Genomic DNA, 24,060 nt, shown 5'->3' on the forward strand with positions numbered 1-24,060 from the left:
TAGTAATGTTAACAAATTGATAATCAATAAAAAAATGAGTTTATCCAAAAAATACTTATTCATTTTCTTTTTAATTCTATTTACACAAATAGGAGTTTGTAATGTTATAAATTCCGAAATGTTAAAGAATGAGATTGCCAAGAATAATGAAATTGGAAATTATAATCAATCGATTCTTAAACTTGATGAAATAATTCATCATCCCAAAGCAACGAATTATGATTTATACAATGCCTATTTATTAAAATATCTTACTTATAAAACTTTATTGAATTATCCCGAAGCAGAAATAAATTTGAATGTTGCTGAAAAATATGGCATAAAGGATAAACATCATAAAAATGAAATAGAAATAAGAATTTTAGTTGAAAGAGTTTTTATAGAATATGATTATTTACGATTTGAAAATGTAAATAAATTTATAAAAAATGTGAATCAAGAAAATCTAAAATATTTAGATGCTGAAACGCATTCTTTTTTTATTTCTGTCTTAGCTACGATTGAAATAATGAATAAAAATTATGACAAAGCCGAAACTACTCTTTTTGAAGCGGTAAAAATCCTGGAAAAGAAATCGCCGAAGCATTTACCAAATATATACCGAAAATTACTTCATTTTTATACCGATACAAAGGAGAGTGACAAAGCAATTAACGCTTTTGACAAAGGTATTTTTTATGCTAAAAAATACCAAATGAGACTCTATACGTTGAATATGTACGAATCGCTTACTTGGCATTATGCACAAAATGAAAACTGGGAAAAGGCATACAAAACCCGAATCATTGTAAATCAACTGGCTACGGATTATGACGCCGGAAATCAAAGTGGAAAAATTCAAAGTTTAGAAAGAGAAATTCTTAACAAACGAAACGATTTAGAACTTAGAAATCAAAAAAACATCAAATTCTTTTTAGGAACAACTTCTGTTATATTTATTATTTTACTGCTTGTTTTGTTTAAATTATACAAAACAAATCAAGAAAAAAGAAAACTTGTAGAAAATGAAAATAACCGAATTCGAGCTAAATTATCGGATTTGATGAATAAAGTAAATGATAAAGAAATAACGCTAAGTAATTATCAATTATCTGATAGACAATTAGAAATTATAGACCTGGTAAAAAAAGGACTTACAAACAAAGAAATTGCAACCCAACTTTATATATCAGAAAACACAGTCAAATATCATTTAAAAATTATTTACAATACATTAGGAATTGATAATCGAAATTCTTTATAAAAAATAAGCCGCTTTACAGCGGCTTATAATTAACTTTTCAATATTCTAAACGTTATGATATTTAAAACTCTGGTCATTTTTGATGGATTTAACCGATTCGTAAATCAATTCGATTACATTTTTCACATCAGATTGATGAACCATCTCCACTGTCGTATGCATATAACGCAAAGGTAATGATATTAAAGCAGAAGGAACCCCTCCATTACTATACGCAAAAGCATCTGTATCTGTTCCTGTAACACGAGAACTTGCCGCTCTTTGGAAAGGAATATTATTTTTTTCAGCCGTCTCTATAATCAGCTCACGGACATTATTCTGTACAGCGGGCGCATAATAAACAACCGGTCCATCTCCACATTTTTGTTCTCCTTCTTTTGATTTTGTAATCATAGGTGTGGTTGTATCATGCGTTACATCTGTAATAATTGCTACATTTGGTTTGATTGTTTGCGTAATCATTTCCGCTCCGCGCAACCCTACTTCTTCCTGTACAGCGTTCACAACATATAACCCAAAATCTAACTGATCTTTATTTTCTGCAAGTTTACGTGCCACTTCAGCAATCATAAACCCTCCCATTCTATTGTCAATTGCCCGGCAAACAAAATAGCGATCATTCAATGTAAAAAATTCATCAGGATATGTAATCACACAGCCTACATGGATTCCAAGCTCTAGGACTTCTTCTTTAGAGGTGCAGCCTGTATCAATCCAAATTTTATCCGGTGTTGGAGCTTCGTCTTTTCCAGCTTGACGCAAATGAATTGCAGGCCAGCCAAAAACGCCTTTTACAATTCCTTTTTTTGTATGAATATTTACAACTTTAGAAGGTGCTATCATATGATCTGAACCTCCATTTCTAATGACATAAATTAACCCATCTTCTGAAATATAATTTACAAACCACGAAATCTCATCTGCATGTGCTTCTATGACAACTTTATATTTTGCATCAGGATTAATCACGCCGTAAGCAGATCCATAATTATCTGTCTTTACTTCATCTACGTATGGTTTGATGTAATCCATCCAGACTTTTTGCCCTTCGCTTTCAAAACCTGTTGGCGAAGCTGTATTTAAATAGTTCGTCAAAAAATCCAACGATTGTTGATCAAACAAATTATTTGTACTCATTTTTAGTTTATTTATCTAACAAATGTACTAATTTTAGGAACAATTTTTGAGCATATTCGAACATGAAATATTACATCTATCATATCACTTTAATTCTCTCATTACTTGGTTTGTCAAATCTAAAAGCCCAAATCTTTGGTTTGGATTTAGGCGGTAAAAATCCTTCTCAAGAAATTAAAAATGATTCAATAGATATAGACGAACTATCTTTCAATCCGTTAGATACCATCCATCTAAATGAATCGAATTTTTATGCTGTTCACTTAAAATCTGATTTAGAAAAAAAATATTATTTATGGTTGAGAAAGCGAGTACGTGATGTTTGGCCTTATGTCCGAACTGCAGTAAGAGAGTACAACTATGTCTCGGATACCATTCAATATATGGATAAAAGACGTGACAAAAAACGTTTTATAAAATCTCGTCAAAAAGAATTAGCAGATCAGTTTGAAAATCAATTGAAAAATATGTCCAGCTCTCGTGGTCAAATTTTAACGAAATTGATTTATAAAGAAACTGATAAAACAACATACGATATTATTAAAGAACTTCGAGGCGGACTAAATGCTTTTCTTTATCAAGCTGCAAGTGGTGCATTTAATATAGACCTGAAACAAACTTTTGATCCAAAACGCACCCGAGAAGATTTGTATATTGCAGTTATTCTTCAGCGGGACTTTGCCGATGGAACATTAAAACCTATTGACGAAGATTAATCTATCTTTAATCCTACCTCTTATAATAATATCCTGTTTTTTTATTATATTTGATTTAATAAAGGGAAAAACGTGGGAAATAATATAAAAAGAATTGGTGTATTAACCTCCGGAGGTGATGCACCGGGAATGAATGCGGCCTTACGCGCCGTAGTTAGAGCTTGTAAGTACTACGATATACAATCAGTCGGAATTCGTCAAGGTTACGAAGGCTTGATCAATAATGATATGATAGAGCTTGGTCCTCGTTCAGTAAAAAACATTATAAATCAAGGCGGTACAATTCTTAAAACAGCTCGTTCTTCGGAATTCAGAACCCCTGAAGGACGTCAAAAAGCTTACAACCATCTAAAAGAAAATAAAATCGATGCATTAGTGGTTATCGGTGGTGACGGTTCGTTTACTGGAGCAAATATCTTCCATAAAGAATTTGGCGTTCCATTTATAGGAATTCCCGGAACCATTGACAACGATATTTTTGGAACAGATTTTACAATTGGGTATGACACAGCTTTAAATACTGTGGTTGAAGCAATTGATAAATTAAGAGACACTGCAACTTCTCACGACCGTGTATTCTTTGTAGAAGTAATGGGACGTGATGCCGGTTTTATTGCTTTAAATAGCGGTATCGCCTCAGGGGCTCAAGATATTTTAATTCCTGAACAGCGTGACAGCGTAGAAGAATTATGTTCTTCTTTAGAACGTTCGGAGAAATCTGGTAAAAAATCAAGTATTGTTGTCGTTGCCGAGGGCGAAAAATTAGGCGGTGTGTTCGAATTGGCAAAGCAAGTTCAACAACGTCATCCTGAATATGATATTCGTGTAACAGTTTTAGGTCATATTCAACGTGGAGGATCTCCATCTTGCCATGATCGTGTATTGGCTAGCCGTTTAGGTATTTCTGCTGTGGAAGGTTTATTAGAAGGAAAAACAAACTTAATGGCAGGAATTCGTTCAAACAAAGTCGTTTTTACACCTATAGACGAAGCTATTAAAAAACACAACGAAATCGATTCAGAATTAATAAAGGTTGCTAATATTTTAGCTATCTAAAACAAAAATTAAAATATAAAGGGAAATTATATATATTATGTCAAAAATTAAAATTGGAATCAATGGATTCGGAAGAATTGGTAGCCTTGTATTTGGGGTTGCTATTGAGAGAGAAGATATTGAAATCGTAGGTATTAACGATTTAGTAGAAGTCGATTATCTAGCTTATATGCTAAAATATGACTCTGTTCATGGAAAATTTAACGGAGAGATTAAAGTAGAAGATGGACACTTAATTGTCAATGGACAAAAAATTAGAGTTACCGCAGAAAAGGATCCTGCGAATTTGAAATGGGATGAAGTTGGAGCAGATATTATCATTGAAGCAACAGGTTTATTCTTAACAAAAGAAACTGCTGGTAAACACATTGAAGCAGGTGCTAAAAAAGTTGTTTTAACAGGACCTTCGAAAGATGATACTCCAATGTTTGTAATGGGAGTTAATCACGAATCTGTAACAGCTGAAGATACTATTGTTTCTAATGCATCTTGTACAACAAACTGTTTAGCTCCGTTGGCAAAAGTCATTCACGAAAAATTCGGAATTGTAGAAGCTTTAATGACAACAGTTCACGCAACGACTGCGACACAAAAAACTGTAGACGGACCTTCTAAGAAAGATTGGAGAGGTGGTAGAAGTGCAATGGTAAATATTATTCCTTCTTCAACAGGAGCTGCTAAAGCGGTTGGAAAAGTCATTCCTGAGTTGAATGGAAAATTAACAGGAATGTCTTTCCGTGTTCCAACAGTCGATGTTTCTGTTGTTGATTTAACAGTGAAGTTAGCTAAAGAAACTAACTATGATGAAATCAAAAAAGTAATGCGCGATGCTGCTGAAGGTGAATTGAAAGGAATTATGGGTTACACAGAAGATGCTGTTGTTTCACAAGATTTCGTAGGTGATACACGAACAAGTATCTTCGATGCTGAAGCTGGTATTATGTTAAACCCTACTTTTGTTAAATTAGTAGCTTGGTACGATAACGAAATTGGTTATTCAAATAAAGTTGTTGACTTAGTTCAACACATTGCAAAAATTTAAGCGTAATATAACTTCGTTTATTTTAAAAGTCTTTCCAAAATGGAAAGACTTTTATTTTTTAATACTTTTTTAATATTTTATGGACTAATATTTGATTTGGTCTTGAAAACACTTCAAGATGAGAAAAAACAGACAAATTATTGAGCCGAAAAAATCTACAATTGACAAAATACTAGCTTTTTCTAAATCGCTCTCACATGTTAAAAATCCAAAACTAAATTCAAAAATTAATTATCATTTGAATTAATTTAACTTTATCTCTTCTATTTATAAAATTCGTAGTAATGTTAATTTAATATTATTAATAAGTATAAAATTTAACATTTATTTATTTTTTTAAGAACTTTTTAAAAAATTTTTAGATTTTTTATGTTAAAATACTTGTAACAAATTTTTGTTTAACTATATTTGGGTAAACAAAAAACACAGCCTATAGATTAAATTCTACTTTATAATTAACAATTTACTATTATGAACTATGAAGATGACTCTTTATTAATCCAAGATTATTTAAGAGGTAATGAAAATGCTTTAGAAACATTGATAGAGAAATACAAAGGAAGAATCTATAGTTTTATATACTCTAAAGTCTTAGATAAAGATGTAACTGAAGATATTTTTCAGGATACTTTTATCAAGGTTATCCTTACACTGAAAGGTGGACGATATAACGAAGAAGGCAAATTTTTGCCTTGGGTTATGCGTATTGCTCACAATTTGACTATTGACTATTTTCGATCAAACAAAAGAATGCCTACTGTCAGTGAAACAGTTGGGTACAACGAAGATTTTAATATTTTTGATTTTATCGGAATTTGTGACGAATGTTCCGAGACTAAAATTATTAAATCACAAATTGAACATGATTTAAGGAATCTTGTGACACAATTGCCTGATGATCAACGAGAAGTTCTGGAGTTAAGAATTTTTAAAGAATTAAGTTTCAAAGAAATTGCAGAAGAAACAGATGTAAGTATAAACACTGCACTAGGAAGAATGCGTTATGCCATTATTAACCTTAGAAAAGTAATTGAAAATAATAACATTATTTTAACATTCGATTAAAAAATAAACTTATCTATTTAGCGTTTTCACAATAAATAAGTTTAAATGATAGAATTTTACTCTGAAAATTTACAACCACAACAATTTACAATTGATAAAATATTATATTTTTCAAAATCAGTTAGGTTTATTAAGTCAACACTATTACATGAGGATTTTATCATAAATATGAACTAAATTTGTTTTGAATTTTCAATAAAAAAGGTCTAAAATGTTAAACATTTTAGACCTTTTTGTATGATGTGATTCTTCTTATAAATTATTTTGATGTAAAAGTAGAAGCTATAAATAACTCATCCATTTGAGTCTGATCAATCGGAGCCGGAGCATCAATCATCACATCGCGTCCTGAATTATTTTTCGGAAATGCAATGTAATCACGAATTGTCTCAGAACCATCTAAAATTGATACAAAACGATCAAAACCGAATGCCAGTCCTCCATGAGGTGGGGCTCCATATTTGAATGCATTCATTAAGAAACCAAATTGTGCTTCTGCCTGTTCAGGTGTAAATCCTAATAATTCGAACATTCTTGCTTGAATATTTTTATCAAAAATACGAATAGAACCTCCTCCGATTTCATTTCCATTCAACACTAAATCATAAGCATTGGCACGAACTTCTCCGGGATTCGAATCAATCAAATCCATATCTTCAGGTTTTGGAGAGGTGAACGGATGATGCATCGCATGGTATCGCTCAGATTCGTCATCCCATTCTAATAATGGGAAATCTACAACCCATAATGGAGCAAAAATTTCAGGATTACGTAATCCTAAACGTTCTGCAATTTCCATACGTAAAGCAGACAATTGAGAACGAACCTTATTTGTATTACCAGACATCACTAACAATAAATCTCCAGCCTTAGCATTCATACGTTCTGCCCAAGCCGCTAAATCTTCCTGAGAATAAAATTTATCCACAGAAGATTTGTAAGTTCCATCTTCATTGCAACGCACCCAAACCAAACCAGTTGCACCGATTTGCGGACGTTGTACCCATTCAATTAATTTATCAATTTCCTTACGCGTATAAGAATTACATCCCTCTGCAGCAATTCCTACAATTAGTTCTTGCTCATCAAATATTTTGAAATCATGACCTTTTGCTAAATCAGTAATTTCGCCGAATTCCATTCCGAAACGGATATCCGGTTTATCATTTCCATAACGGCGCATTGCATCTGCAAATGTCATTCGAGGAAATTGTTCAAAATCTAATCCTTTGAATGTTTTTAATAAATGTTTTGCCAGACCTTCGAAAACATTCATGATATCCTCTTGTTCAACAAACGACATTTCACAGTCAATTTGTGTAAATTCTGGTTGACGATCCGCACGTAAATCTTCATCACGGAAACATTTTACAATTTGGAAATAACGATCTAATCCTCCTACCATTAACAATTGTTTGAATGTCTGAGGAGATTGTGGTAATGCATAGAATTCTCCCGGATTCATGCGAGATGGAACCACAAAATCACGTGCACCTTCTGGAGTAGATTTAATTAAAACAGGTGTTTCAACTTCTACAAATTCTTGTGCATCTAAATATTTACGAACCTCTTGCGCTACTTTAGAACGGAAGATTAATTTTTCTTTTACCGGGTTACGACGAATATCTAAATAACGATATTTCATACGAATATCTTCTCCCCCGTCCGTATTATCTTCGATAGTAAAAGGAGGTAAAGCTGATTCATTCAAGATAGTGATGTTTTCAGCTAAAATTTCGATATCTCCTGTCGGAATATTTGGGTTTTTTGAAGCTCTTTCAATCACAGTACCTGTAACTTGAATAACAAACTCGCGTCCTAAGTGACGAGCTGTTTCAAATAATTCTTTGGAAGAGCGTTCTTCGTCTAAGATAATTTGTGTGATTCCATAACGGTCACGTAAATCGATCCACATCATAAAACCTTTATCACGTAACGTTGATACCCAACCGCTTAACGTAACTTTTTCATTAATGTTGGCTTGTGTTAGTTCACCACAAGTATGAGTTCTAAACATTTGTCGTCAAATTTATAGGGCAAAGGTAAAGTTTTGGTGTGAAATAAAGAAGTTATCTCATTCTTTTGAGTAAATAAATTTTACTCAAAAAAGCGATTCAAATTTGAATCGCTTTTTTAGTATTATGAATTTTGATTTCTCAATTTACTATGTTTATACCCATATGTAAAATATATGGTTAAACCGATCGCAATCCAAACCAAGAAAATCATCCAGTTTTTAAGTCCTAATTGTGCCATCATATAAAAACAGCACAGCATACCTGCTAACGGAATAATAGAAGTTCGTTTAAAAAATGTTCTAATGACCATAAAAACATAGATCATTAAAAAGATAATCATCGGAATTTTGTGTTTAAAAACATCCCATCCTTTTTCCATTTTTTTATCTTCATAAACAGGTAATTTACTTAGAGTTGATTCATATTGTTCTGCTGTCAGTCCAGTCAAATAATCATCTAAATGTTCTACTTCATCTCCTGTCAAATTATTGATCGTTGCATAAGAATCTTTCAGCTCTTTTGGAGTTAACGAACCAACAAATTGTTCCACAGGCATTACTTGTGGTTTATTTGTAAAGAAAGTAATCGAATCATCTTTGAAAGTTGTTGCGCATAAAAATACAATTGCAGCCGTCACAATTGGCATGATAAATTTTGCATCAATAAAAGGTGTTTTAAAATTTCCTCGCTTGGCATTCGGGTCAGCATCCATTTTAAGAACAGCTGCACAAACCAATACAAAGGCGAACAAAGTTCCGATAGAACAAGCGTCTACAACCAGTTCCAAATCAGTAAATAAAATTGGCACACCTACTACAAATCCGGTAAACACTGTCGCAAAAGATGGGGTTTTAAATTTGGGATGTATTTTTGAGAATTTCTTAGGCAGCAAACCATCACGCGACATTGTCATCCAAATACGAGGTTGTCCAATCTGAAATACAATAAAAACACTGGCCATGGCAACTACAGCTGAAAAAGCAATAATTCCGGCAAGCCATTTCAAATCTTTTATTTTATCAAAAACATAAGCCAAAGGATCGCCCACATTCAATTCAGAATAATGCACCATTCCTGTAATAACCAAAGCAATTAAAACATACAAAATGGTACAAATAATGATTGATGCAAAAATACCACGTGGCAAATCTCGTTTTGGATCTTTACATTCTTCTGCTGTTGTACTAATCGCATCAAACCCTATGTAGGCATAAAATACAGAAGAAACACCAGCCAAAACCCCTCCTATTCCATTCGGAGCAAAAGGATCCCAGTTATCAGGATTCACATAAAAAGCTCCTACAATTATCACTAAAAATACAACCGCTAATTTCAAAACAACCATTGCATTACTTGCCTTCCTCGATTCGTTAATCCCACGATAAACCAAAGCTGTAATCAAGAATGTAATGATTAAAGCTGGGATATCCACAACCAAATTAAATCCCACATAAGGTGCATCTTTAAATGCCAAATACTTTGGAATCTCTTGTGCATAGGGTGAATTTGCAATACCTTCTAATGTCTTACCTTTTGCTAATTCATTCGACACAAATTCAAATCCTTCTTTTGCCGTAAAATAATCCATGGTCATCCATTCCGGAAGATGAATTCCAAGCCCGGAGAGCAGTGTCGTGAAATAATCGCTCCACGAAATAGCCAGTACTATATTTCCAATTGCATATTCCATAATCAATGCCCAACCAATAACCCAAGCAAACAATTCGCCGAAAGCAACATAGCTGTACGTGTAAGCACTACCGGAAACCGGCACTAATGAAGCAAATTCGGCATAAGCAAAAGCAGTAAATCCACATGCAATTGCGGTAAATATAAATAAGAAGATAACTGCTGGACCACCTTCAAAACTCGCTCGGCCAATGGTACTAAAAATACCTGCTCCAACAATTGCGGCAATACCAAAACCTGTTAAATCTCGAACACCTAGAGTTCTTTCCATTTTAGCCGAATTTTTGGCTGATTCTGCTAAAATAGATTCGACAGATTTTTTTCTGAATAATTGTGACATAATTTATTTAAAAACGGGCAAATATAAAAAAGTCAATTCCAAAATCGGATAGATTTCGCATAAATATTGGTTTTTTATGCAAATTTTCTTTTTTCTTTTGCGGGGTTAGATTAATTTTAAATTTAAATCAAAAAATTAACATGAAACAATTTTTATTTGCAATTGTGATAGCGGCAACGTTGGTAAGTTGCGATTCCACAAGATCAATCTCTCAGGAGAAGTACCAGAAAAGTCTTGTAAAATACTCAGACAAAATTTCTGAAGCTGAGTTGAAAAAGAATCTATATATCATTGCTGGAAATGAAATGGAAGGTAGAAACGCCGGAAGTGAAGGCGAAATAAAGGCTGGTAATTACATTGCCAATTATTACAAAGAATTAGGGATAAATGGTCCTAACAATAATTATTTCCAAATTATTCCTGCTCAAACATTCAATCGTGTAAAAGGGGAAATGCGCAACGTTATGGGATTTATCAAAGGTTCTGAAAAACCTGATGAAATAGTTGTCATTTCTGCTCATTATGACCACGAAGGCATTAAAAATGGAAAATTATATGCAGGTGCTGATGATGATGGTTCAGGGACTGTTGCTGTGATGGAAATTGGCCGTATTTTCCGTGAAGCCGAAAAAAAAGGAATTCATCCAAAACGCTCTGTTTTATTATTACATGTTTCGGGTGAGGAAAAAGGTTTATTAGGTTCTAAATATTATTCAGATCACCCAATTTTTCCATTAGTAAATACTGTTGCAAATGTAAATATAGATATGATTGGACGTGTTGATTACGAACATAACGAACAAACACGGGATTTTGTTTATGTAATTGGGTCTGAAATGTTATCTTCTGATTTACATAAAGCTGTATTAGCGGCCAACGAAGGTTTAGGAATTGATTTAGACATGCGTTATAACACACCAGATGATCCAAATCGTTTCTATTACCGCTCTGATCATTATAACTTTGCAAAACATAATATTCCTTCTGTTTTCTTTTTTAATGGTGTTCACGATGATTACCATCAACCGGGAGATACGCCAGATAAAATTGAATATGATTTGTTAACACGTAGAACAAAGTTGGCATTCAATACAATTTGGTTATTAGCAAATGCAGAAAGCAGACCTGTTGTAGATAAAAATTCTCCGATGCCTTCGACAAGATAGTTGAGAGAATATACATAAAAAATCCCTTCTGATTTTATTAAAGTTCCAAAAACAGAAATAATTAATACTTTTTACATTAAAGAATTAAAAAGCCTTAATTTATTTATAACTTATGGAACGATTCAATGATAATACATAACATAAAAATGAAATTTAAAATATTAAAATTCACCCTTATATCTATTTTATTTATTTGTACAACTATATTAATTCAAAGTTGTGCGTTATCTGCAATTTCAAGTGAACTAATGCATTTCAAAAAAGAAACTGCACAAAATGGATTAATTGTTGGTTCAATAACATTTCCCTCAGAAAAAGCGAGATATACTGGATACTTTATTAGAATAACTTCAATAGATTCTGATGAAAAAGTTGCTAAAAAAAATTCTACTGAAATTCATATAAGTCCTGATCAAATATTTAAAATGAAACACACAGGCCAATTAGACAATCAAAAAACTTATTTATTCGCAATTGAAAGACCAGAAGGAAATTATGAAATACCAAGTATACGTTTGTTTACAAATAGTGGAGTTCCATCACTACAACGAACTAATTACGTTGGTGGTTTTTCAATCCCATTCAATGTTAAAAAAGGAGAAATTACTTATGTAGGAAATATTGTATTTGATGAGTATGCTAATAAAGATATTATTCCAGTTAACTATAGAAATAATTTTCAAAAAGATATAAATGCTATAAAAATAATTCAACCTTATGTTGATTGGGACACAGCTATTAATGATACAAATAGAAATATTGATTACAATAATAAAAAAGTAAAAAAATAAAAAGGTTGGTTGAGAATCAAAAAAAATTAAAACTCCTTTCTTTTAACTATTCCGGCAATTCCGTAACTTTGAGGAACAAAAAATACAAACAATGAATAATGATATTCTAAACTTGGAGCCTAAAGCAATCTGGAAAAATTTTTCAGCATTGAACTCAGTTCCAAGGCCTTCGAAAAAAGAAGAAAAAGTACGTCAGTTTATCATCAAATTTGGTGAAGACTTAGGATTACCTGTCGAAACTGATGAAGTCGGAAATGTATTAATTAAAAAAGCCGCATTTCCGGGTATGGAAGACCGTAAAAAAGTTGTGATGCAATCGCATTTGGATATGGTTTGTCAAAAAAATAATGATGTAGAATTCGATTTTGATACTCAAGGAATTGAAATGTACATTGAAGATGATAAATTTGTAACTGCAAATGGAACAACCTTAGGTGCTGACAATGGAATCGGAGTTGCAACAATTATGTCTATTTTAGAATCGAAAGACATTCCTCATCCTGCTATTGAAGCTTTCTTTACAATTGATGAAGAAACTGGAATGACAGGTGCTTTGGGATTAAAAGCTGGTTTCTTATCTGGTAAAATTCTTTTGAATTTAGATACAGAAGAAGATGATGAATTGGACATTGGTTGTGCCGGTGGTGTTGATGTTACAGCTACAAAAGCTTATACTGCAGAAGCTACAAATGGAACTGCTTTTACATTAACATTAAAAGGCCTAAACGGAGGTCACTCTGGGGTACAAATTCATGAAGGTTTAGGGAATTCGAATAAATTAATCGCTCGTTTGTTAAACGCCGGAACTGAATTTGGGTTGAAAATCGCTCATATGGAAGGTGGAAGTTTGCGTAATGCAATTCCTCGCGAATCTTGGGCTAAAATTATAATTCCTACGGATAAAGTAGATGCTTTCAAAGCGGCTTATGAAACTTTACGTTCAGAAATTATTGAAGAATACGAAACGAAAGAACCTAAAATGGTGATTACTTTAGAGGCTGCCGAAGCAACTTCTGCAATATCAGCACAAGACTCTAAAGTTTTTGTTCAAACTATAATGGCTGCTTTTAATGGTGTTTATAGAATGAGTCCAGATGTTGAAGGTTTAGTAGAAACGTCTAATAATGTAGCGCGCGTAGAAGTTATCAACGGCAACGCTCGTGTTTTATGTTTGACACGTTCTTCTATAGAATCAGGTAAAGAGGCATTAGCACAGACGTTAAAATCTGGATTCGAGTTAGGTGGTTTTGAGGTTAAATTTTCTGGTTCATACCCTGGTTGGAAAGCAAATACACATTCAGAAATTTTAGAATTGATGAAAGGTATTTATGTTTCAAAATTCGGAGAAGAACCAAAAGTTGTAGCCTGTCATGCCGGATTAGAGTGTGGAATCATCGGAACAAATTATCCTGGTTTGGATATGATTTCTTTTGGACCTAATATTTCTGGTGCTCACTCTCCTGACGAAAGAGTTGAAATTGCTTCAGTTCAAAAGTTTTGGGATTATTTATTAGATATTTTAAAAGATATTCCAAATGACGGACCGGTTGATTATAGCTGTGCAAATTCTAAAAATATCTAATTTCTTTTTTGAAATATTTTCTAAGGACCACTGGAAGTGGTCCTTTTTATTTATTCAATACCACATCAGGGTTTCTCCACTTAAAATCTTTTGATAAAATTAAGTACCGTTTTTCTTTAATCATCAATCTATATTCATATTTATTCAAAAAAACACAATAAAAATTCATTAAATCCCTAAACATTAGGAGAACTTCAAAGAATCAATTATTTTAGCGTTTCGTAAAATTGAAGACAAACAAATAATGAAAAGAATTTTATTATCCACGCTTTTAGTGGTTATGCTTTTTCCTTTTAAAGTGAAAGCTGACGAAGGAATGTGGTTTTTGATGTTCATTGAACGTCTGAATCACCGTGATATGCAAAAACAGGGATTACAATTAACTTCAGAAGAAATTTATAGCATCAACAATAACTCTTTAAAAGATGCTATTGTACAATTTGGAGGTGGATGTACTGCCGAAATGGTTTCTGGTCAAGGGTTAGTTTTGACAAATCACCACTGTGGTTATGGTGCAATTGCCGAATTATCTGCTCCAGAACATGATTACTTGAAAGATGGTTTTTGGGCAAAAGATAAAGCAGCCGAATTAAAACCAAAAAGCTTAAAAGTACGTTTCTTCGTTCGTATGGACGATGTTTCAAAACGTATTTTAGGTGTTGTAAATGATAAAATGTCTGAGTTAGATCGTGAGAAAGCGATTAATCAAGAGATTGCTAAAATTGAAAAAGAAAACAGCGAAAATGGAAAATATGTTGTTTCTGTTCGCTCTTTCTTCCAAGGAAATGAGTATTATTACTTCGTTTACCAAGATTATGAAGACGTTCGCTTAGTAGGAACTCCTCCTAGCTCTATTGGTAAATACGGTGGAGATACAGATAACTGGGAATGGCCTCGTCATACAGGAGATTTCTCTATGTTCCGTGTATATGGTGACAAAGATGGAAATCCTGCGGCTTATTCTACAAACAACGTTCCATTACAACCAAAACATCATTTGCCTGTTTCATTGAAAGGTTACCAAATGGATGATTTTGCAATGATTTTAGGATATCCTGGACGTACAAATCGTTGGATGCCGGCACAAGGTGTCGCTCAAAATGTAGAATATGCTTATCCTGCATGGGTAGAAGCTTCTAAAGTAACGATGGATCAAATGAAAAAATATATGGAACAAAATCAAAAAGTAAACATTGATTATGCTTCTAAATATGCCGGAGTTGCAAACTATTGGAAAAATCGTGATGGAATGATTGAAGCGTTGAAACTTCACGGAACGGTTGCTAAAAAAACAAAAGAAGAAGAAAAATTCAATAAATGGGCCCAAAAGTCTAAAAACAAAACGGAATATGGGAATGTTGTAAAGAATTTGAATGACTATTATGCAAAAACAAATTTGGATGCCCGTCACAATAATTACATCAATATCTTATTGCGTTATTCAACTTTAGCAAGTGCGCCTTATTCTATTGGTAAAGCTTTAGAAAATTATGCTGCGGCAAATGATGCGAAACGTAATGAAATGCGTCCAAAAATTCAGAATGCCATCAATGCGTATTACGAAAAAATGTATTTGCCTTTAGAAAAAGACTTATTGGCGGCTCAATTGAATCTTTACGCTTCTAAAGCTAACGAGGCTGGTTTAGCACCTTATGTTGCTGATTTAGCGAAACAAAATAACAAGAACTTTACATCTTTTGTAAATGATGCAGTTGAAAGAAGTTTCTTTGCTGACCAAAAACAAGTTGAGAATTTTTTAATTTCTCCGGATGTAGAAGTATTAAAAAAAGATCCCTTGTATGTTTTATCTAATGCTTTAGTAGAAAGAGCTTCTAAGCAAACAGATGAACAAGCAAAATTAAGCGACGTGTACTCTAAAAACTTCCGTTTATTAGTAAAAGGTTTACGTGAATCTAAAATCGGAAATATTTTGTATCCAGATGCAAACTCTACATTGCGTTTAACTTACGGTTCAGTTCAGAATTTACCAAAAAGTACAAATCCAAAACGTCAACCGGATGTTGCTTCTAATTACTTTACAACGTTAGAAGGAACTGTTGCAAAACACATTGCCGGTGATGAAGAATTCGAGAATCCACAACGTTTATTAGATTTAGCAAAAACGAAAGATTACGGGCAATATGCTGATAAAGATGGTTATTTACACGTGAATTTCTTATCTAATAATGATATTACAGGAGGAAATTCAGGTTCTCCGGTTATGAATGGTAAAGGAGAATTAATCGGTATTGCATTTGACGGAAATATTGAAGCTATGGCTGGTGATGTTATCTTCGATCCTAAATTGCAACGTACGATATCTGTTGACATTCGTTATGTTCTATGGGTAGTTGATAAATTTGCCGGTGCAAAACATATCGTTGATGAAATGACGATTGTTCGCTAAAATAAAGCATTTGTAATAAAACATATAAAGCCTTATATATACTTAATTATCAGTGTATATAAGGCTTTTTTTTGCAAAATATTTGTAAAAGTTTATATTGCCACAACTTTTCTTAATTCAATAAACCTTCAAAATTAAATTACAATTCACCAAACTTAATTTGCCTGCCGTAGACTTCAAGATTTTTTTAGAGGATTAAACGTATTCTATCAGAAAATAAATACTCATTCTTTTAAACCCGTATCAGAAAAAATGAGATAAAATTTCTTATTTCGACAACCACAATTCTTCATACATTAAAACATACCGGTTTTTATTTTTCAAATCGTCCGGTTCCTGATAAGGAATTAGATTTAATTATATAAAATAGTTAAAATCAAATTTTTAAAAACAAAACCAATAGAAAAATATCCTTCAATCTGTGTAGTAATCACCTCTCAAAATATTCTTTAAAAAATATTTCTAATAAAAATCGAATTTTTATTTTTGCAAAAAATTACATTTATGAAATACTTTTTTACTATTTTAATTGCCATCAGTAGTTTATTAAGCGAAGAATTAAAAGCTTCCATACCTAATGACCTTGTACATATTCCGGATGCAGCTTTCAAAACTTTTTTATTAAATTATAAATATGAAGATGGAGATTATGTTAGAAATTTGGATAGAAATCAGGACGGAGAAATTCAAGAAAGTGAAGCTCTTTTACTAAAAAAGCTGACAGCATTAGGTTCTACAACTACCTTAAGTGCTATAAAATCATTTAGAGGAATAGAATATTTTAAAAACCTGAGTCATATAGAAATTCCAAATTGTCTTCAACTGGAAGATATTGATTTATCTCAAAACGAAGCATTAACACTTTTATATTTAGGAGGTAAATTTACCCACCTTGATTTAAGAAATAATTTAAAATTAAGAAGTTTGGATATTAACAATTCAAAATTAGAGCATATCCTATTTAACCCGAACAACATCATTAGAAGTGTCACTTTAACCTCTGATGTAATGGAAAATTTTAATTATCCTACACTGAAAAATCTTTCATCTTTACATTTAATTTTTATGGACGCCTTGAAAGAATTGGATATTAAAATTTATCCTGAATTAAAAAATCTTTCTTTAGGTTCGAAAACCCTTAAATCCTTAGATTTTAAGGATTTAAAAAAATTAAATTCTCTTTATTTAGATGATTTGACAATTGATTTAAGAACATTCACATTATTAGATTTCAAGTATTTAAATAGTTTTGGGTTAAGAAATATAGCAACGGTAGAACAAATTGATTTAAAAGACAATCACAGTACTCATTTTGAGTATATCTATTTAGATGCTTTGCCTCAATTAAAAAAAGTGTGTGTGGATGATGAAGTTGAAAAAGATTCATTCATAAAAGCACTGGAACCAAAAAATTCATGGAAAAATTTAACTTATTTAGTAGGAAAAAGTTGTGAGGAAAATTTATCTATAGCTCAAATTCATTCAATAAAAAAACTTCAAATTTCTCCTAATCCCGTAAAAACATCGTTTACAGTAAAAGGAATTGATGTAAAATATCTCGAATTAATCAATTATGCGGGGCAAATAATAAAAACGTGGAATCCACAATCCAATTATAGTACAGAAGATTTACCAAAAGGTTCTTATATCTTGATCATACATGGTTTTGATTCTACAAAATCAGCTAAACTTTTAATTGAATAACAATAACATTTTGAAGGTTTCCACAATTGGAAGCCTTTTTTTGTGGAAACAAATTATCTTTGATAAAAAATTTTAATAATGAAAATTATTCCGTTGTTAGAGGGTGTTTACCATGTGGATGAAAAAAAGGATTTTCATTTCAAAAGCCAAGAGCTACTAGATGGAAAACCTGATACCGGTTATTATCTCATCGTTCGTCCATTTTTGATTCAAGTTGGAGAGGAAAATATTCTAATCGATACAGGTTATGGAGGAGAAATAGATTGTGAGCCAATTATTTTGAGAGAATTAAGAAGACATGGTATTGCGCCTAATCAAATTACAAAAGTATTGATTTCTCATTTACACAAAGATCACATCAACGGAATAGGGAATTGGGTTGGCGAACAGTTTGTTTGTAATTTTCCTGAGGCTCAAATTTACATTCAGCAGCGTGAATATGATTATGCCATTGCGCAAACAAATAATTCTTACAATTATGAACGTTTAGAAAAATTAAAATCATTCAATAATATTATTTGGATGGATAATAAAAATTCAGGAGCTATTTCTGAACATATTCAATTTGATGTTACAGGAGGTCACGTTCCGTTTCAACAAGTCTTTTGGCTAAAAGAAAATAAGGAAATCATTTTTTATGGGGCTGATAATTTACCTCAGCTTAATTATCTCAAGTATCATGCAGCTTTCAAAAATGATATTGATGGTGTAAAAGCCATGGAAGATCGTTTACAATGGGAAAAACAAGCAAAAGCTGAACATTGGGAAATACTTTTCTATCATGGAAAAAGAACTGCCACAAAAGTATTCTAAAAAAAATATGTGATCATTTTTTAATAAAGAAGATAAATGCCGATTTCAATTGATTAATTCTAAATCATATAAAGTAATTGAATTTGTACACTTATATTTATAAAAAAAATAATGTCATCAACACGATATCCTCAACGCATTATTTGCTTAACAGAAGAAGGAACAGAAATTTTATATAAAATCAACGAGCAACATCGCTTGGTTGGAATCAGCGGTTTTACTTATCGTCCTCCACAAGCACGAAAAGAAAAACCTAAAGTTTCTACTTTTTTAGATGCGAAGTTTGAAGAAATTATCGAGTTGAAACCCGATTTAGTTGTTGGCTATTCAGATTTACAGGCAGATATTGCTGCTGAATTAATCAAAAGAGGAATCAATGTTTTTATTTTCAATCATCATACAGTAGAAGAAATTTTAAACATGGTTCTTCAATTTACTTCTTTAATTGGCTGTCAAGGTAAAGGGTTAAAATTAGTCGAATCGTATGAAAAAAGGATTGAAACAATAAAGCAACAAGCCTCACTTCTACCCCATCAGCCTACTGTTTTCTTCGAAGAATGGGACGAACCCATTATTTCTGGAAGTGCTTGGGTAAATGATTTGATTGAAATTGCAGGAGGAAAATTGGCCTTTCCTGAATTAAAAAATAAAACTTTAGCAAAAGATAGAATTTTATTGAATGAACAAGTTATTCAACGAAATCCCGAAATTATCATTGGTTCGTGGTGTGGTAAAATGTTCAAACCTGAAAAAGTAAAACAACGCGTTGGTTTCGAAAATGTAAAAGCTGTACAAAACAACCATTTATACGAAATAAAATCTGAATTGATTTTGCAACCCGGTCCGGCAGCGCTAACCGATGGATTAGATAAAATTGTGGAGATTATTGAACGCTATGAATAAACTACAAACTTGGAAAAATCAAAATGTACATTCAACAAATTTCACTTGATATAAACACGACTATTGATAAGAATAATCTTATTGATAAATTTGGATTGCTTATGTCTTTCTATCGTGGAAGTGGACAAACTCAAGGATATAGGGAATCACACTATCTTGACGGAAATAAAATCATTTGTTTCCCTTTTACATTAGAAAAAGACAGTCTTCATTCATATTATAATAATTATTACGTCAATCGTCAAATTCAAAAAATTGAAGAACTTTGTAATTCTAAAATTAATTTTAAAACAGTAGGAAAATCTTATGAAGGTTATAACGGAGGTTGCCAATGTAAACAATCAGAATTTTATATTTTAATTACAAATTATTCAACTATTCAATCTCCGATAACTTGTGGAAGCTGTAATAAATCTGTTCCGTTATACAAACTTCCTGCTTATTACGACTATGGATATTTACCAATTCTAAGTTGGGAAACGAATTACCAATCTTGTGATAATTTGCAGATGAATTGTGAAGTTGGAGAACGTTGGGCAACCAATCAAATGCAGAATATAAACTCGCAATTATCTAAACAAGGATTTAAAATTTGCAGAGAAATAGAAACTTTGACTAATACGCCAATCTATTATTTTATCTACAATTATAGGAAAAATAAAAATGATTTTACAGAGAAGTGTCCAACTTGTAACAAGAAATGGAAATTAAAAAATCAATTATTGAATTTTTATGATTACAAATGTGATCATTGTAAGATTATCTCAATTAAAACTTTAAATTCATAAAAAATCCCGCTAAACGTTTTTTTGTTATTCATTTTCTAAACGTTTCCTTTCATCAATAATAGATTTTAAATTATTGTATAAATTTTTCCCTTCAGTAGAATTTAATTTATTTAAAACAAATCGTTGTCCATTAAAAAGTACAGCCCCTTGATTATGACGATAAGTAGATGCATTAATAAAATATTCCTTCCCTTTTTCAATATCTAGCTCTAAATATCTTTTTTTTGATAATTCATCACTTGAAAAAATTAATTTTCCATTTTTTTTAATAGGAATACTAATCATCTGATTTTCTTTTATACGAATGGTTTTATCTCCCAAAATAATCTTATGTTCTGAAGAAAGTCTATTTTCCCCATCGAATGTTACCGCCTTTCCTTCTATAAATGTACAAAGAATATGAACAAGTGCATAATCAGCTGTTTCATCAAATGTGTTTTCAGATTCTTGATGAAATTTTTTCATTTTTGAAGTTGTATTGTAATAGATATTTGCCTTAAGTCTATAACAAGAACTTGAATAACTCGGTTCTTTTATTTCATCTATTAGAAGTATGTTTCCATTATTTTTTTTTACTTGTTGAATAGCATTATTCATAACTTCTCCTTTTGAACATTCAGTAGAAAAACCTGTGTCTCCTATTTTAATACGTCCTAATAAAACTGATTTTGAAGGTAAATCTTCTTTATTATAAATCACCAAGACCTCTTTATTTTCTAATTCATTTATATTTTGGTTCACTAATTTTGTACTAATAGATGAGCCACAACTAGAAAACAATAAAAATAATACACAATAAAATATATACCTCATCATTTTTTTTATCAAATATAAACAAAAAAATCCCGCTTTCAGCGGGATTTAAATTATTGAATAATATTGACTTCTCTGACCAATGTTACATCATATTTGGTTTTCACATCTTCTATAATTCGTTCAGACAACTCATAAATTTCACGTCCTGTTGCGTTTCCATAATTCACCAAAACCAATGCTTGTTTATCGTGAACACCGGCATCTCCAAAACGTTTTCCTTTCCAACCAGCATGTTCTATTAACCAACCAGCGGCTAATTTTACACCTGAATCAGTTTTAAAATGAGAAATTTCCGGATGAAGCTTTTCAATCTCAGCAAACTCTTCGTTCGAAATCACAGGATTTTTAAAGAAACTTCCCGAATTCCCGATTTGCGAAGGATCCGGTAATTTACTTTGACGTATTTTGATGACAGCTGCACTAATTTCTTGAATCGAAGGCTCAAAAATTTGTTCTTTTTCCAATTCAGCTTTTATTGCACCATAATCCACATGAAGCTGATGATTTTTCTTTGTCAACTTAAACGTAACTGCCACCAAGACAAATTGACCTCTCAATTCATTTTTGAAAACAGATTCGCGGTAACCAAACTGACATTCTTCATTTGTAAACGTACGCTCGTCCCCCGTTTCTAATTCTAATGTTTGAACTTCTTCAATATAATCTTTTACTTCAACGCCATACGCTCCGATATTTTGCATCGGCGCGGTTCCTACATTTCCAGGAATCAACGAAAGATTTTCTAATCCTCCAAAATCATTTTGCAACGTCCATTCAACGAAATTGTGCCAATTTTCGCTCCCTTGCGTTTTTACGTACACAAAATCTTCATCTTCGTTGATAATTTCGATTCCTTTCAAATTTAATTTTAACACAATTCCCGGAAAATCGTCTACAAAAAGCATATTGCTTCCTCCACCTATGAATAAAATTGGTAGATTTTTTTGACGACGAAAAACCAAAACTTTTCGTAAATCTTGAATAGTTGCAACATCTGCAAAATATTTTGCTTTCGCTTCTATTCCGAAAGTGTTGTATAATTTTAATGAATAATTCTCGATGATTTCCATCTTCGTATTTTCTTATGATCTAATTGTTCCAGGATATTGTTCTAAAGCTTCTTTTAATAATTCGACAGAACGAACTAAATCTTCTTCTTTCAGAACATATGCCAAACGTACTTCTTGTGTTCCTGAGTTTGGAGTTGAATAAAATCCTGCTCCCGGTGCTAACATAACAGTCTCTCCATTTGAAGAGAAAGATTCTAACAACCAAATTGCAAACTTTTCTGCATTGTCTACAGGCAACTGGATCATACAATAAAAAGCTCCTTTTGGATTAGGACATACTACTCCAGGAATTTGCTGTAAACCTTCTACTAATGTATCACGGCGTTTTAAGTATTCTGTACGGCAATCTTCAAAGTAAGTTCCTACATTCCTGTGTGCCAATGTTGCAATGTATTGAGAAATTTCAACTGGACTCAAACGTGCTTGCGCATATAGCATAGCAGCTTTTAAGAACTTTTCATTGCGTGTAATTAAAGCTCCAGAACGTGCTCCACATAAAGAAAAACGTTTCGATTCCGAATCAATTACAATTGCATTCTCTTTTAATTCCGGGAAACTTAATACAGATGTAAATTCTTCTTCTGTATACAAATACTCTGCATAAACTTCATCCGAAATTAAATAAATATCATGCTCCAGAACTAACTCTTTTAATTGGTTTAATTCTTCTTTTGAATACACATAACCTGTTGGGTTTCCAGGATTACAAATTAAAATTGCACGTGTTTTGTCTGTAATTCTTTTTGCAAACTCTTCCACAGATGGCAAAGCAAAATTATTTTCAATTGTAGAAGGTACCGGAACGATGTTGACATCATTTTCGCATGTAAATCCGTTATAGTTTGCATAAAAAGGTTCTGGAATAATAACTTCATCCCCTGGATTTGCTATAATTCCAAAAATAAACAACAATGCTTCAGACCCACCTAAAGTTGCGATAAAGTTCTCCGCAGTTAATTCAATTCCACGATTTGTAAAATAATCTGCCAGTGCCTGGCGATATTCTAAAGTACCTTCAGAATGTGTATAAGAAATAATATTTGAAGGAAAATTTTTCAACCCTTCTAAAACAGCTTCCGGCGATTCGATATCCGGCTGACCAATATTTAAATGGTAAACTTTAGTTCCTCTTTTTTTAGCTGCATCTGCGTATGGCACCAGCTTTCTGATTGGAGAAGCCGGCATATCTTGTGATTTTTGAGATAATATTAACATTTATTGTAATTTTTTAAAATTGATTTCAATTCTTTGGTATTGTTTTTGTATTTTTAAGGTGTAAATATAAAAAACGTTTAATCTCAAAAAAAACTTTATTATGAGTAAATTAAATAATGCAACTAAATTATTGGCAGGTTTAGCAATCGGAACAGCAATCGGAGCAGTAGTAGGTTTATTATATGCACCGGAGTCAGGAAAAGATACGCGTAAAAAATTAAAAAAGGAAGCTGACAAATACAAAAAAGAGTTAGATAAGTACGCAAATGATTTTTCTGATAAAGCGAAAAAAACGAAAAAAGAATTAGAAGCTAAATTAGAAGAAGTAAAAGCTAAATTAGCTGAGCAAAAAGATGAATTTGTTGCGAAAGCAAAAGAAGCTGGAAAAGATTTGAAATCTAAAGCAAACCAAACAAAAGAAGATTTAAAAGACGAATTTCAAGAAAACGTAGGAGTTTAATTCAGCTTTAACAATAATCCTTTAAAAAATTATCGTTAA

General features: G+C 32.0%; 20 protein-coding genes. 14 read left to right on the forward strand and 6 right to left on the reverse strand.

Annotated elements, in window-relative coordinates; translation table 11 throughout:
* Window positions 1-118: 118 nt before the first annotated feature.
* On the forward strand, window positions 119-1,243 hold the full coding sequence (locus H277_RS20400) for a response regulator transcription factor (RefSeq protein ID WP_019974476.1): 1,125 nt from the start codon (window positions 119-121) through the stop codon (window positions 1,241-1,243).
* A 45-nt stretch (window positions 1,244-1,288) separates the two neighbouring features.
* Here the strand turns inward: H277_RS20400 and H277_RS0104950 are convergent, their stop codons facing one another.
* Window positions 1,289-2,380, reverse strand: coding sequence for a M42 family metallopeptidase (locus H277_RS0104950; RefSeq protein ID WP_019974477.1), 1,092 nt, complete (start codon window positions 2,378-2,380; stop codon window positions 1,289-1,291).
* 62 nt (window positions 2,381-2,442) lie between these two features.
* On the opposite strand from H277_RS0104950, the gene H277_RS0104955 reads away from it, so the two are divergent.
* The 4 genes from H277_RS0104955 to H277_RS0104975 all read left to right on the forward strand — a co-directional run bounded on the left by H277_RS0104955 (window position 2,443) and on the right by H277_RS0104975 (window position 6,259).
* Window positions 2,443-3,096 carry a DUF4294 domain-containing protein gene (locus H277_RS0104955; RefSeq protein ID WP_019974478.1) on the forward strand — a complete coding sequence of 218 codons (654 nt, stop codon included), beginning with the start codon at window positions 2,443-2,445 and terminating at the stop codon, window positions 3,094-3,096.
* Window positions 3,097-3,168: 72 nt separating this feature from the next.
* Complete coding sequence (pfkA, locus tag H277_RS0104960; protein ID WP_019974479.1) at window positions 3,169-4,152, forward strand: 6-phosphofructokinase; 984 nt, start codon at window positions 3,169-3,171, stop codon at window positions 4,150-4,152.
* 37 nt (window positions 4,153-4,189) lie between these two features.
* On the forward strand, window positions 4,190-5,194 hold the full coding sequence (gene gap / locus H277_RS0104965; protein WP_019974480.1) for a type I glyceraldehyde-3-phosphate dehydrogenase: 1,005 nt from the start codon (window positions 4,190-4,192) through the stop codon (window positions 5,192-5,194).
* A gap of 471 nt (window positions 5,195-5,665) precedes the next feature.
* Window positions 5,666-6,259 carry an RNA polymerase sigma factor gene (locus tag H277_RS0104975; protein WP_019974482.1) on the forward strand — a complete coding sequence of 198 codons (594 nt, stop codon included), beginning with the start codon at window positions 5,666-5,668 and terminating at the stop codon, window positions 6,257-6,259.
* A gap of 259 nt (window positions 6,260-6,518) precedes the next feature.
* On the opposite strand, the gene aspS is transcribed toward H277_RS0104975, so the two are convergent.
* Together aspS and H277_RS0104985 are read right to left on the reverse strand one after the other, a co-directional pair.
* On the reverse strand, window positions 6,519-8,276 hold the full coding sequence (aspS, locus tag H277_RS0104980) for an aspartate--tRNA ligase (protein ID WP_019974483.1): 1,758 nt from the start codon (window positions 8,274-8,276) through the stop codon (window positions 6,519-6,521).
* Window positions 8,277-8,398: 122 nt separating this feature from the next.
* Window positions 8,399-10,306, reverse strand: a complete 1,908-nt coding sequence (locus H277_RS0104985; RefSeq protein ID WP_019974484.1) for an amino acid permease — start codon at window positions 10,304-10,306, stop codon at window positions 8,399-8,401.
* Window positions 10,307-10,446: 140 nt separating this feature from the next.
* Here H277_RS0104985 and H277_RS0104990 point away from each other — a divergent pair, with 140 nt between their 5' ends.
* The 8 genes from H277_RS0104990 to H277_RS0105030 all read left to right on the forward strand — a co-directional run bounded on the left by H277_RS0104990 (window position 10,447) and on the right by H277_RS0105030 (window position 20,460).
* The gene (locus tag H277_RS0104990; RefSeq protein ID WP_019974485.1) at window positions 10,447-11,472 is read left to right on the forward strand and encodes a M28 family peptidase; all 1,026 of its coding nucleotides are present in this window, start codon (window positions 10,447-10,449) and stop codon (window positions 11,470-11,472) included.
* Between the two features lie 146 nt (window positions 11,473-11,618).
* Entirely contained in the window at window positions 11,619-12,263 is a 645-nt protein-coding gene (locus H277_RS0104995; RefSeq protein WP_146810455.1) for a hypothetical protein, read from the forward strand.
* A 91-nt stretch (window positions 12,264-12,354) separates the two neighbouring features.
* On the forward strand, window positions 12,355-13,845 hold the full coding sequence (locus tag H277_RS0105000; protein ID WP_019974487.1) for an aminoacyl-histidine dipeptidase: 1,491 nt from the start codon (window positions 12,355-12,357) through the stop codon (window positions 13,843-13,845).
* A 244-nt stretch (window positions 13,846-14,089) separates the two neighbouring features.
* Window positions 14,090-16,252, forward strand: coding sequence for a S46 family peptidase (locus tag H277_RS0105010; RefSeq protein ID WP_019974489.1), 2,163 nt, complete (start codon window positions 14,090-14,092; stop codon window positions 16,250-16,252).
* A 504-nt stretch (window positions 16,253-16,756) separates the two neighbouring features.
* Window positions 16,757-17,956: a T9SS type A sorting domain-containing protein gene (locus H277_RS0105015; RefSeq protein WP_019974490.1), complete on the forward strand. Its 1,200-nt coding sequence runs from the start codon at window positions 16,757-16,759 to the stop codon at window positions 17,954-17,956.
* A gap of 78 nt (window positions 17,957-18,034) precedes the next feature.
* The gene (locus H277_RS0105020; protein ID WP_019974491.1) at window positions 18,035-18,769 is read left to right on the forward strand and encodes an MBL fold metallo-hydrolase; all 735 of its coding nucleotides are present in this window, start codon (window positions 18,035-18,037) and stop codon (window positions 18,767-18,769) included.
* 111 nt (window positions 18,770-18,880) lie between these two features.
* Window positions 18,881-19,672 carry a cobalamin-binding protein gene (locus H277_RS0105025; RefSeq protein ID WP_019974492.1) on the forward strand — a complete coding sequence of 264 codons (792 nt, stop codon included), beginning with the start codon at window positions 18,881-18,883 and terminating at the stop codon, window positions 19,670-19,672.
* Window positions 19,673-19,695: 23 nt separating this feature from the next.
* On the forward strand, window positions 19,696-20,460 hold the full coding sequence (locus H277_RS0105030) for a DUF2310 family Zn-ribbon-containing protein (RefSeq protein ID WP_026357417.1): 765 nt from the start codon (window positions 19,696-19,698) through the stop codon (window positions 20,458-20,460).
* A 24-nt stretch (window positions 20,461-20,484) separates the two neighbouring features.
* On the opposite strand, the gene H277_RS0105035 is transcribed toward H277_RS0105030, so the two are convergent.
* From H277_RS0105035 to H277_RS0105045, 3 genes are all read right to left on the reverse strand, one after another.
* Entirely contained in the window at window positions 20,485-21,201 is a 717-nt protein-coding gene (locus tag H277_RS0105035; RefSeq protein WP_019974494.1) for a hypothetical protein, read from the reverse strand.
* 125 nt (window positions 21,202-21,326) lie between these two features.
* Entirely contained in the window at window positions 21,327-22,346 is a 1,020-nt protein-coding gene (murB, locus tag H277_RS0105040) for a UDP-N-acetylmuramate dehydrogenase (protein WP_019974495.1), read from the reverse strand.
* A 12-nt stretch (window positions 22,347-22,358) separates the two neighbouring features.
* On the reverse strand, window positions 22,359-23,561 hold the full coding sequence (locus tag H277_RS0105045) for a pyridoxal phosphate-dependent aminotransferase (RefSeq protein ID WP_019974496.1): 1,203 nt from the start codon (window positions 23,559-23,561) through the stop codon (window positions 22,359-22,361).
* Between the two features lie 100 nt (window positions 23,562-23,661).
* Between H277_RS0105045 and H277_RS0105050 the strand changes: the two genes are divergently transcribed.
* Window positions 23,662-24,021, forward strand: coding sequence for a YtxH domain-containing protein (locus tag H277_RS0105050; RefSeq protein WP_019974497.1), 360 nt, complete (start codon window positions 23,662-23,664; stop codon window positions 24,019-24,021).
* Window positions 24,022-24,060 lie beyond the last annotated feature (39 nt).

The organism is Empedobacter brevis NBRC 14943 = ATCC 43319, from assembly GCF_000382425.1.
Lineage (GTDB): Bacteria > Bacteroidota > Bacteroidia > Flavobacteriales > Weeksellaceae > Empedobacter > Empedobacter brevis.

Bases quoted from the DNA above. Each gene is read 5' to 3' on its own strand.
- H277_RS0104985 (WP_019974484.1), bottom strand. From the start codon at position 10,306: ATGTCACAATTATTCAGAAAAAAATCTGTCGAATCTATTTTAGCAGAA.
- H277_RS0105015 (WP_019974490.1), top strand. From the start codon at position 16,757: ATGAAATACTTTTTTACTATTTTAATTGCCATCAGTAGTTTATTAAGC.
- H277_RS0105050 (WP_019974497.1), top strand. From the start codon at position 23,662: ATGAGTAAATTAAATAATGCAACTAAATTATTGGCAGGTTTAGCAATC.
- H277_RS20400 (WP_019974476.1), top strand. From the start codon at position 119: ATGTTAAAGAATGAGATTGCCAAGAATAATGAAATTGGAAATTATAAT.
- aspS (WP_019974483.1), bottom strand. From the start codon at position 8,276: ATGTTTAGAACTCATACTTGTGGTGAACTAACACAAGCCAACATTAAT.
- H277_RS0105020 (WP_019974491.1), top strand. From the start codon at position 18,035: ATGAAAATTATTCCGTTGTTAGAGGGTGTTTACCATGTGGATGAAAAA.
- H277_RS0105000 (WP_019974487.1), top strand. From the start codon at position 12,355: ATGAATAATGATATTCTAAACTTGGAGCCTAAAGCAATCTGGAAAAAT.
- H277_RS0104995 (WP_146810455.1), top strand. From the start codon at position 11,619: ATGAAATTTAAAATATTAAAATTCACCCTTATATCTATTTTATTTATT.
- H277_RS0105025 (WP_019974492.1), top strand. From the start codon at position 18,881: ATGTCATCAACACGATATCCTCAACGCATTATTTGCTTAACAGAAGAA.
- gap (WP_019974480.1), top strand. From the start codon at position 4,190: ATGTCAAAAATTAAAATTGGAATCAATGGATTCGGAAGAATTGGTAGC.
- murB (WP_019974495.1), bottom strand. From the start codon at position 22,346: ATGGAAATCATCGAGAATTATTCATTAAAATTATACAACACTTTCGGA.
- H277_RS0104975 (WP_019974482.1), top strand. From the start codon at position 5,666: ATGAACTATGAAGATGACTCTTTATTAATCCAAGATTATTTAAGAGGT.
- H277_RS0104990 (WP_019974485.1), top strand. From the start codon at position 10,447: ATGAAACAATTTTTATTTGCAATTGTGATAGCGGCAACGTTGGTAAGT.
- H277_RS0104950 (WP_019974477.1), bottom strand. From the start codon at position 2,380: ATGAGTACAAATAATTTGTTTGATCAACAATCGTTGGATTTTTTGACG.
- H277_RS0105010 (WP_019974489.1), top strand. From the start codon at position 14,090: ATGAAAAGAATTTTATTATCCACGCTTTTAGTGGTTATGCTTTTTCCT.
- H277_RS0105030 (WP_026357417.1), top strand. From the start codon at position 19,696: ATGTACATTCAACAAATTTCACTTGATATAAACACGACTATTGATAAG.
- H277_RS0105045 (WP_019974496.1), bottom strand. From the start codon at position 23,561: ATGTTAATATTATCTCAAAAATCACAAGATATGCCGGCTTCTCCAATC.
- H277_RS0104955 (WP_019974478.1), top strand. From the start codon at position 2,443: ATGAAATATTACATCTATCATATCACTTTAATTCTCTCATTACTTGGT.